The sequence below is a fragment of the Burkholderia sp. SIMBA_062 genome, from assembly GCF_046534765.1.
GTDB lineage: Bacteria > Pseudomonadota > Gammaproteobacteria > Burkholderiales > Burkholderiaceae > Burkholderia > Burkholderia ambifaria.
Map to the genome: position 1 here is coordinate 1 of NZ_JAWRYD010000065.1, position 9549 is coordinate 9549.

Consider the following 9549-nt stretch of genomic DNA (forward strand, 5'->3'; position numbering starts at 1 on the left):
CCGCCCGGTGCGGACCCGCATGCCGGGTGGTGTGGGAGGGGATCGGTCAGTTTATCTGACCGCCCCTATCCCGATTGCACCAAAACGATACGGCCCCAATAAAATGGCACCAGATCGGCGCTCGGCTTTAATTGGGGATCGATCAAGCGGTTTTTGTTGCTATTCCTTTGATTCGTCGCGTATATTCCGAATTCCGGTGGCCCGGGTGAAGCTCGCCCAACCACTGTCGGCCGTGCCGTCTCCCGTCGGGAGCGGGATCGACGGCAACAAAAAAATGGTTCAACGGCCCCCGAGGCCCCCTTTACGACGGTGTCCCCATGAACGACCACCAGAAGCCGCGCGCCGCGGTGCCCGCCGCACAAGGTCTGTACGACCCGCAAAACGAACACGACGCCTGCGGCGTCGGCTTCGTCGCTCACATCAAGGGCAAGAAGAGCCACGAGATCATTCAGCAGGGTCTGAAGATTCTCGAGAACCTCGATCACCGCGGCGCAGTCGGTGCCGATCCGCTGATGGGCGACGGCGCCGGCATCCTGATCCAGATCCCGGACGCGTTCTATCGCGAGGAAATGGCGAAGCAGGGCGTCGACCTGCCGCCGGCCGGCGAATACGGGGCCGGGATGATCTTCCTGCCGAAGGAAAACGCATCGCGTCTCGCGTGCGAGCAGGAGCTCGAGCGGACGGTGAAGGCCGAAGGCCAGGTCGTGCTCGGCTGGCGCGACGTGCCGGTCGACCATTCGATGCCGATCTCGCCGACGGTCAAGGCGAGCGAGCCGCTGATCCGCCAGATCTTCATCGGCCGCGGCAAGGACATCATGGTGACGGACGCGCTCGAGCGGAAGCTGTACGTGATCCGCAAGACCGCGAGCCACCGCATCCAGGCGCTGAAGCTCAAGCACGGCAAGGAATACTTCGTGCCGTCGATGTCGGCGCGCACGGTCGTCTACAAGGGGCTGCTGCTGGCAGGCCAGGTCGGCGTGTATTACCGCGACCTGCAGGACCCGCGCGTCGTGTCGGCGCTCGCGCTCGTGCACCAGCGCTTCTCGACCAACACGTTCCCGGCATGGGAACTCGCTCACCCGTACCGGATGATCGCGCACAACGGCGAGATCAACACCGTGAAGGGCAACGTGAACTGGCTGAACGCGCGTACCGGCGCGATCGCGTCGCACGTGCTCGCCGACGATTTGCCGAAGCTGTGGCCGCTGATCTACCCGGGCCAGTCGGACACCGCGTCGTTCGACAACTGTCTCGAACTGCTGGTGATGGCCGGCTACCCGCTCGTGCACGCGGTGATGATGATGATTCCGGAAGCGTGGGAACAGCACACGCTGATGGACGACAACCGCCGCGCATTCTACGAATACCACGCCGCGATGATGGAGCCGTGGGACGGCCCCGCCGCGATCGCGTTCACCGACGGCCGCCAGATCGGCGCGACGCTCGACCGTAACGGCCTGCGCCCGGCGCGCTACATCGTCACGGACGACGACCTCGTCATCATGGCGTCGGAAGCGGGCACGCTGCCGATCCCCGAATCGAAGATCGTCAAGAAGTGGCGCCTGCAGCCGGGCAAGATGTTCCTGATCGACATGGAACACGGCCGCATCATCGACGACAAGGAGCTCAAGGACAACCTCGCGAACGCGAAGCCGTACAAGAGCTGGATCGACGCCGTGCGGATCAAGCTCGACGAGATCGAGCCGAATGCCGAGGACGTCGCGGCCGGCCGCACGCAAGGCGCCGCGCTGCTCGACCGCCAGCAGGCGTTCGGCTATACGCAGGAAGACCTGAAGTTCCTGATGGCGCCGATGGCGCAGCAGGGTGAGGAGGCCGTCGGTTCGATGGGCAACGACTCGCCGCTCGCGGTGATGTCGAACAAGAACAAGACGCTCTATCACTACTTCAAGCAGCTGTTCGCGCAGGTCACGAACCCGCCGATCGACCCGATCCGCGAAAACATGGTCATGTCGCTCGTGTCGTTCGTCGGCCCGAAGCCGAACCTGCTCGACACGAACAACATCAACCCGCCGATGCGTCTCGAAGTGTCGCAGCCGGTGCTCGACTTCAAGGACATCGCGAAGATCCGCGCGATCGACCAGTACACGGGCGGCAAGTTCAGCGCATACGAGCTGAACATCTGCTATCCGGTCGCATGGGGCAAGGAAGGCATCGAGGCACGCCTCGCGTCGTTGTGCGCGGAAGCCGTCGACGCGGTCAAGTCGGGCTACAACATGCTGATCGTGTCGGACCGCAAGACGGACGCCGAACACGTCGCGATTCCGGCGCTGCTCGCCACGTCGGCGATCCACACGCACCTCGTCCAGCAAGGGCTGCGCACCAGCACGGGCCTCGTCGTCGAGACGGGCTCGGCACGTGAGACGCACCATTTCGCGCTGCTCGCGGGCTACGGCGCGGAAGCCGTGCACCCGTACCTCGCGATGGAAACGCTCGCGCAGATGGCCGAAGGCCTGCCGGGCGACCTGTCGCCGGAGAAGGCCGTCTACAACTTCACGAAGGCGGTCGGCAAGGGGCTGCAGAAGGTGATGTCGAAGATGGGCATCTCGACGTACATGTCGTACACCGGCGCGCAGATCTTCGAAGCGCTCGGCCTGTCGAGCGACCTCGTCGAGAAGTACTTCAAGGGCACGGCCTCGAAGGTCGGCGGCATCGGCCTGTTCGAAGTCGCGGAAGAAGCGATCCGCCTGCACCGCGATGCGTTCGGCGACAACCCGGTCCTGCGCGACATGCTCGACGCGGGCGGCGAGTATGCGTACCGCGTGCGCGGCGAAGACCACATGTGGACGCCGGACTCGATCGCGAAGCTCCAGCACGCGACGCGCAGCAACTCGTACCAAACGTACAAGGAATACGCGCACCTGATCAACGACCAGACCAAGCGTCACATGACGTTCCGCGGCCTGTTCGAGTTCAAGGTCGAGCCGACCAGGGCGATCCCGATCGACGACGTCGAGCCGGCGAAGGACATCGTCAAGCGCTTTGCGACGGGCGCGATGTCGCTCGGTTCGATCAGCACCGAGGCGCACGCGACGCTCGCGATCGCGATGAACCGGATCGGCGGCAAGTCGAACACCGGCGAAGGCGGCGAGGACGAGAAGCGTTATCGCAACGAGCTGCGCGGCATTCCGATCAAGGCGGGCGAGACGCTGAAGTCGGTGATCGGCGACGAGATCGTCAGCGACATTGCGCTGAAGGACGGCGATTCGCTGCGCTCGAAGATCAAGCAGGTCGCGTCGGGCCGCTTCGGCGTCACCGCCGAGTACCTCGCATCGGCCGATCAGATCCAGATCAAGATGGCGCAGGGTGCGAAGCCGGGCGAAGGCGGCCAGCTGCCGGGCCACAAGGTGTCGGAATACATCGGCAAGCTGCGTTACTCGGTGCCGGGTGTCGGCCTGATCTCGCCGCCGCCGCACCACGACATCTACTCGATCGAGGATCTGGCGCAACTGATCCACGACCTGAAGAACGTGAACCCGAGCTCGAGCATCTCGGTGAAGCTCGTGTCGGAAGTCGGCGTCGGCACGGTCGCGGCCGGTGTCGCGAAGGCGAAGGCCGATCACGTCGTGATCGCCGGCCACGACGGCGGCACGGGCGCATCGCCGCTGTCGTCGGTCAAGCATGCGGGCACGCCGTGGGAACTCGGTCTGGCCGAAACGCAGCAGACGCTGGTGCTGAACCGCCTGCGCGGCCGGATCCGCGTGCAGGCCGACGGCCAGATGAAGACGGGCCGCGACGTCGTGATCGGCGCGCTGCTCGGCGCGGACGAATTCGGCTTCGCGACGGCGCCGCTCGTCGTCGAAGGCTGCATCATGATGCGCAAGTGCCACCTGAACACGTGCCCGGTCGGCGTCGCGACGCAGGATCCGGTGCTGCGTGCGAAGTTCAAGGGCCAGCCGGAGCACGTCGTGAACTACTTCTTCTTCGTCGCTGAAGAAGTGCGCGAGATCATGGCCCAGCTCGGCGTCGCGAAGTTCGACGACCTGATCGGCCGCGCCGACCTGCTCGATACGCGCAAGGGCATCGAGCACTGGAAGGCGAAGGGTCTCGACTTCTCGCGCGTGTTCTACCAGCCGGAGGAGTGCGAGGACGTCGCGCCGCGTCACGTCGACGTGCAGGATCACGGCCTCGAGCGCGCGCTCGACCACGTGCTGATCGAGAAGGCGAAGGCCGCGATCGAGAACGGCGAGCATGTGTCGTTCATCCAGCCGGTGCGCAACGTGAACCGCACCGTCGGCGCGATGCTGTCGGGCGTGATCGCGAAGAAGCACGGCCACGACGGCCTGGCCGACGACGCGGTGCACATCCAGCTGAAGGGCACGGCCGGCCAGAGCTTCGGCGCGTTCCTCGCGAAGGGCGTGACGCTCGACCTCGTCGGCGACGGCAACGACTACGTCGGCAAGGGCCTGTCGGGCGGCCGGATCATCATCCGTCCGACCAACGACTTCCGCGGCAAGTCCGAGGAAAACATCATCTGCGGCAACACGGTGATGTACGGCGCGATCGAAGGCGAGGCGTTCTTCCGCGGCGTCGCGGGCGAACGTTTCTGCGTGCGCAACTCGGGCGCGACGGCGGTCGTCGAAGGCACGGGCGACCACGGTTGCGAATACATGACGGGCGGCACGGTCGTCGTGCTCGGCGAAACCGGGCGCAACTTCGCGGCCGGCATGTCGGGCGGTCTCGCGTACATCTACGATCCGGAAGGCACGTTCGCGGCGAAGTGCAACAAGTCGATGGTCGCACTCGATCCGGTGCTGCAGCAGGCCGAGCAGGAGCGTACCGTCGGCCGCGCGCTCTGGCATGCAGGCATGACGGACGAAGCGCTGCTCAAGGGGCTCGTCGAGCGTCATTTCCAGTTCACGGGTTCGCCGCGCGCGAAGTCGCTGCTGGAAAACTGGGACGCGGCGCGCCGCCAGTTCGTGAAGGTGTTCCCGCACGAATACAAGCGCGCGCTGGGCGAGATCGGTGCGAAGAAGGCGGCGAAGGAAGTGCTGGCCGCCTGAGCGACGAACGACATAGCGAATGCCGCGCGCGCATGACTGCCGCGCGCGGCTCCCCCACCCGATACACCGAACAGAAGAGCACCTTATGGGCAAGGCAACCGGTTTTCTGGAGTTCGAACGCCGCCACGAGGCGTACGAAGCACCGCTCACGCGCGTGAAGCACTACAAGGAATTCGTCGCGGCGCTGACCGACGCGGACGCGAAGGTCCAGGGCGCGCGCTGCATGGATTGCGGCATCCCGTTCTGCAACAACGGCTGCCCGGTCAACAACATCATTCCGGATTTCAACGATCTCGTTTACCGCCAGGACTGGCAGCAGGCGATCGAAGTCCTGCATTCGACCAACAACTTCCCCGAGTTCACGGGCCGCATCTGCCCGGCGCCGTGCGAGGCAGCGTGCACGCTCGGGATCAACGACGATCCGGTCGGCATCAAGTCGATCGAGCACGCGATCATCGACAAGGCCTGGGCGGAAGGCTGGGTGAAGCCGCTGCCGCCCGAGCACAAGACCGGCAAGACGGTCGCGGTCGTCGGTTCGGGCCCCGCGGGCCTCGCCGTCGCGCAGCAGCTCGCGCGTGCGGGCCACGACGTGACGGTGTTCGAGAAGAACGATCGCATCGGCGGCCTGCTGCGTTACGGGATCCCCGACTTCAAGCTCGAGAAGTGGCTGATCGATCGCCGCATGCGCCAGATGGAAGCGGAAGGCGTGACGTTCCGCACCAGCGTGTTCATCGGCAAGGATCCGCTGCCCGAGTCGATCGGCAGCCTCGCGAAGGAAACCATTTCGCCGGAGCAGCTGAAGGAAGAATTCGACGCGGTCGTGATCGCGGGCGGTTCGGAAACGCCGCGCGACCTGCCGGTGCCGGGCCGCGAGCTCGCCGGCGTCCATTTCGCGATGGACTTCCTGCCGCAGCAGAACCGCGTGAATGCGGGCGACAAGCTCGTCGACCAGCTGATCGCGAAGGGCAAGCACGTGATCGTGATCGGCGGCGGCGATACGGGTTCGGACTGCGTCGGCACGTCGAACCGTCACGGCGCGAAGCAGGTCACGCAGTTCGAGCTGCTGCCGCAGCCGCCGGAAGAGGAAAACAAGCCGCTCGTGTGGCCGTACTGGCCGATCAAGCTGCGCACGTCGTCGTCGCACGAAGAAGGCTGCGAGCGTGACTGGGCGGTCGCGACGAAGCGTCTCGAAGGCAAGAACGGCAAGGTCGAGAAGCTGATCGCGGTGCGCGTCGAGTGGAAGGACGGCAAGATGCAGGAAGTGCCGGGCTCCGAGTTCGAGTTGAAGGCTGACCTGGTGCTGCTCGCGATGGGCTTCACGCAGCCGGCAGCCACCGTGCTCGAGGCGTTCGGCGTCGCGAAGGATGCGCGCGGCAACGCGCGTGCGGCAACCGAAGGCGATCGCTCGTACTACACGTCGGTCGACAAGGTGTTCGCGGCAGGCGACATGCGCCGCGGCCAGTCGCTCGTCGTCTGGGCGATCCGCGAAGGCCGCCAGTGCGCGCGCTCCGTCGACGCGTATTTGATGGGGCATTCGAACCTGCCGCGCTGAGCTGATCAGCGCGAGCGGGTTTCGACGAAAACCGGGCGTCCGAGAGGGCGCCCGGTTTTTTATTTCTGAAGCTGTGGGCGATCGCGGGCTTGTCCGGTTTGATTGACCGGCTGATCCCTGACTTCCCCGTAGCTTGAAAGCTGCTCGTTGCAATCGATCATCGCGGTATATCGGGTTCCCTCAACGCGCAGCGGGAATTCCCACACACCGAGCTTCCACGCGTGATACCGCGGCGCACCGTCGAACCGGATGCTCTCCGCCGGTATTCCGTGTTCCTTGAGACGTAGCAGGACCTTGTTTCGTAGCGTATCGATAGACATGTCGGGGCAACTGCCTTCCGTTCTCTCATACCGGGAAGTTGCGACGATGATGAACAGCAGCGTGTAGGCGCCGATCGTTGCGATAGCTAGCCAAAGAACTAGTTTGAGAACTCCGCGTACGACTCTGGAAATCATGAAGGGCTCGATGTGGGCGCAAACAACTTTGGGGTGGTCCGGGCAGCCAAATTACTGGAGCTGCCCGGGAGATTGCTAGCGAGGCGGTCGCATCAGTCCACCGAACGAGGGCCTATGGACTGCCTGCGGGGGACGTATGTCTGCATTCTTGACAGGTCGTTGGCCTGAGAACGAGAGATTTTTTTCACCGAGTTGACGTATCTCTCGGTGAAAGCGACTCAATTCTTTCATTTTGTAATTTTTGTTGTGAACTGTCATATCATGTCGCCCCTCGGGCTGCGTTCGCGCACCTGCCGCATGTAACTGACCCATTTACAAGGATTCCGGATGGAAGCATTCGTGCAAGGGCTGATCGATGCCGTCAACGGCGTGCTGTGGAACTACGTGCTGATCGCGCTGCTGCTCGGCGTGGGCGTGTGGTTCACGCTGCGCTTCCGGATGATCCAGCTGAAGGCGCTGCTCCTCAGCATCAAGCTGGTCGGCAGCAAGGGGGAGCCTGGCAGCATCTCGTCGTTCCAGGCGTTCGCGACGGGCCTCGCGAGCCGCGTGGGCCCCGGCAACATCGCGGGTGTCGCGGTTGCGCTGACGGTCGGCGGGCCTGGCGCGATCTTCTGGATGTGGATGACGGCGCTCGTCGGCATGTCGTCCGCGTTCGTCGAGGCGACGCTCGCGCAGATCTTCAAGGTGTCGCACCCGGACGGCAGCTATCGCGGCGGCCCCGCGTACTACATCCAGACAGGCCTGCGCTCACGCGGCTTCGGCGTGCTGTTCTCGCTGTCGCTGATCCTCGCGTTCGGCTTCGTGTTCAACGCGGTGCAGGCCAATGCGATCGCCGATGCGTTTCACACGTCATTCGGCTGGAGCCACGAGACGGTCGGCCTCGGCCTCGTGCTGCTCACCGCGCCGCTCATCTTCGGCGGCATTCGCCGCATCGCGTCGGTCGCGCAGGTGATCGTGCCGGTGATGGCGATCGGCTATCTCGCGCTGGCAGCCTACGCGGTCGCGACGCACGCGGCGCTGGTGCCGGGCGTGATCGCGCTGATCGTGAAGAGTGCGTTCGGGCTCGAGCAGGCGGCGGGCGGCCTGTTCGGCTATGCGGTCAGCCAGGCGGTCGCGATGGGCGTGAAACGCGGGCTGTTCTCGAACGAGGCCGGCATGGGTAGTGCGCCGAACGCGGCCGCGACCGCGAGCGTGCGGCATCCGGTCGTGCAGGGGCTGATTCAGATGCTCGGCGTGTTCGTCGACACGATCGTGATCTGCAGCGCGACCGCGTTCGTGATCCTGCTGTCGGGCCAGTACGAACTCGGCACCGGCATGGAAGGCGCGGCGCTCACGCAGCGTGCGATCACGAGCCACGTCGGCGGTTGGGGCAGCATTTACATGGCCGTCGCGATCTTCTTTTTCGCGTACTCGTCGGTGATCGGCAACTATGCGTATGCGGAAGGCAACGTCGAGTTCATCACGAAGCGGCGCGCCGTGCTGCCGCTGTTCCGCATCGCGGTGCTGGGGATGGTGATGTTCGGCAGCGTCGGGCAACTGCGGCTGGTGTGGGCGATGGCCGATACGAGCATGGGGCTGATGGCGATCATCAACCTGGTCGCGATTCTCGCGCTCGGCAAGTATGCGCATGCCGCGTGGCGCGACTATCGCCACCAGCGCGCGCAGGGCATTGCCGAACCGGTGTTCACGCGCAACACGATTCCCGAGCTCGCACGCGTGCTGCCGGCCGACGTGTGGGGCGAGCACGGCCCGCTGCCGCTGCGTCCGGCTTCGGCCGATGCGGTGAACGAAGCGGTGGACGACGCCGTGGCCGAAGCCCGCGTGGCGGTGCGCGAGTCATGAACGGCGACCGGCTCCGGGCGTTCGTCGCGCTGATGCCCGATACGGCATCGCGCGACGCGCTGCACGCGCTGCCGGTCACCCGCGGTGCACGGCGCACGCTGCCCGCGCAACTGCACGTGACGCTCGCGTTCATCGGCGCGATCGAGCGCGCACGGTGCGACGCGCTGGCCGAACGGCTGCCGGCGCTCGCGAGCGCGCATGCGCTGCCGTTGCAGCGGGTCGAGCGGATCGCCTGGTGGCCGAGCCTGCCGCGCGCGCGGCTGATCGTCGCGGAACTCGCCGCCGATCCCGCCTGTGCGGCGCTGAATGCCGATTTGTCCGCGCTGTTGCGCGACCTGGGCGTGCCGGCCGACCGCCGGCCGTTCCGGCCGCATGTGACGCTCGCGCGGCTGCCGCGCGATGCTGACGGACAGCCCGCGCACGGCGGCGCGACCGGCCGGCCGGTCGCGTTGCGCTTCGTCGCGCTGACGCTGTTCGAAAGCCGGCTGTCGCACGACGGTGTGTCGCATGTGCCGATCGTGTCGGTGCCGATCGGGCGGGCGTAGCGGGAAGGGGGCGGGACGAGCGAGAGAAGGCCGGCGCAGCGTGCGCCGGCCTTTTGCTTGTGCGCCCAGCATGGGCGCACTCCTGCGGGTGCAAGTCCCGCCATAAGCTGGTCACAGCGAATGAAGTGAAGCGC

The 9549-nt window shown here is 65.5% G+C and carries 5 protein-coding genes; 4 read left to right on the forward strand and 1 reads right to left on the reverse strand.

Annotated elements, in window-relative coordinates; translation table 11 throughout:
- The first annotated feature begins 317 nt into the window (after positions 1–317).
- Positions 318–5021 (forward strand): glutamate synthase-related protein, encoded by a 4704-nt coding sequence (locus tag SB786_RS34930; RefSeq protein WP_410731388.1) that lies wholly within the window; start codon positions 318–320, stop codon positions 5019–5021.
- A gap of 85 nt (positions 5022–5106) precedes the next feature.
- Complete coding sequence (locus SB786_RS34935) at positions 5107–6573, forward strand: glutamate synthase subunit beta (protein WP_410731389.1); 1467 nt, start codon at positions 5107–5109, stop codon at positions 6571–6573.
- Positions 6574–6632: 59 nt separating this feature from the next.
- Here the strand turns inward: SB786_RS34935 and SB786_RS34940 are convergent, their stop codons facing one another.
- Positions 6633–7028, reverse strand: a complete 396-nt coding sequence (locus SB786_RS34940) for a hypothetical protein (RefSeq protein ID WP_410731390.1) — start codon at positions 7026–7028, stop codon at positions 6633–6635.
- Between the two features lie 327 nt (positions 7029–7355).
- Here SB786_RS34940 and SB786_RS34945 point away from each other — a divergent pair, with 327 nt between their 5' ends.
- The gene (locus SB786_RS34945) at positions 7356–8870 is read left to right on the forward strand and encodes an alanine/glycine:cation symporter family protein (RefSeq protein ID WP_410731391.1); all 1515 of its coding nucleotides are present in this window, start codon (positions 7356–7358) and stop codon (positions 8868–8870) included.
- Positions 8867–9415: an RNA 2',3'-cyclic phosphodiesterase gene (gene thpR / locus SB786_RS34950; protein ID WP_410731392.1), complete on the forward strand. Its 549-nt coding sequence runs from the start codon at positions 8867–8869 to the stop codon at positions 9413–9415. The genes SB786_RS34945 and thpR overlap by 4 nt, the downstream gene beginning before the upstream one ends.
- Positions 9416–9549 lie beyond the last annotated feature (134 nt).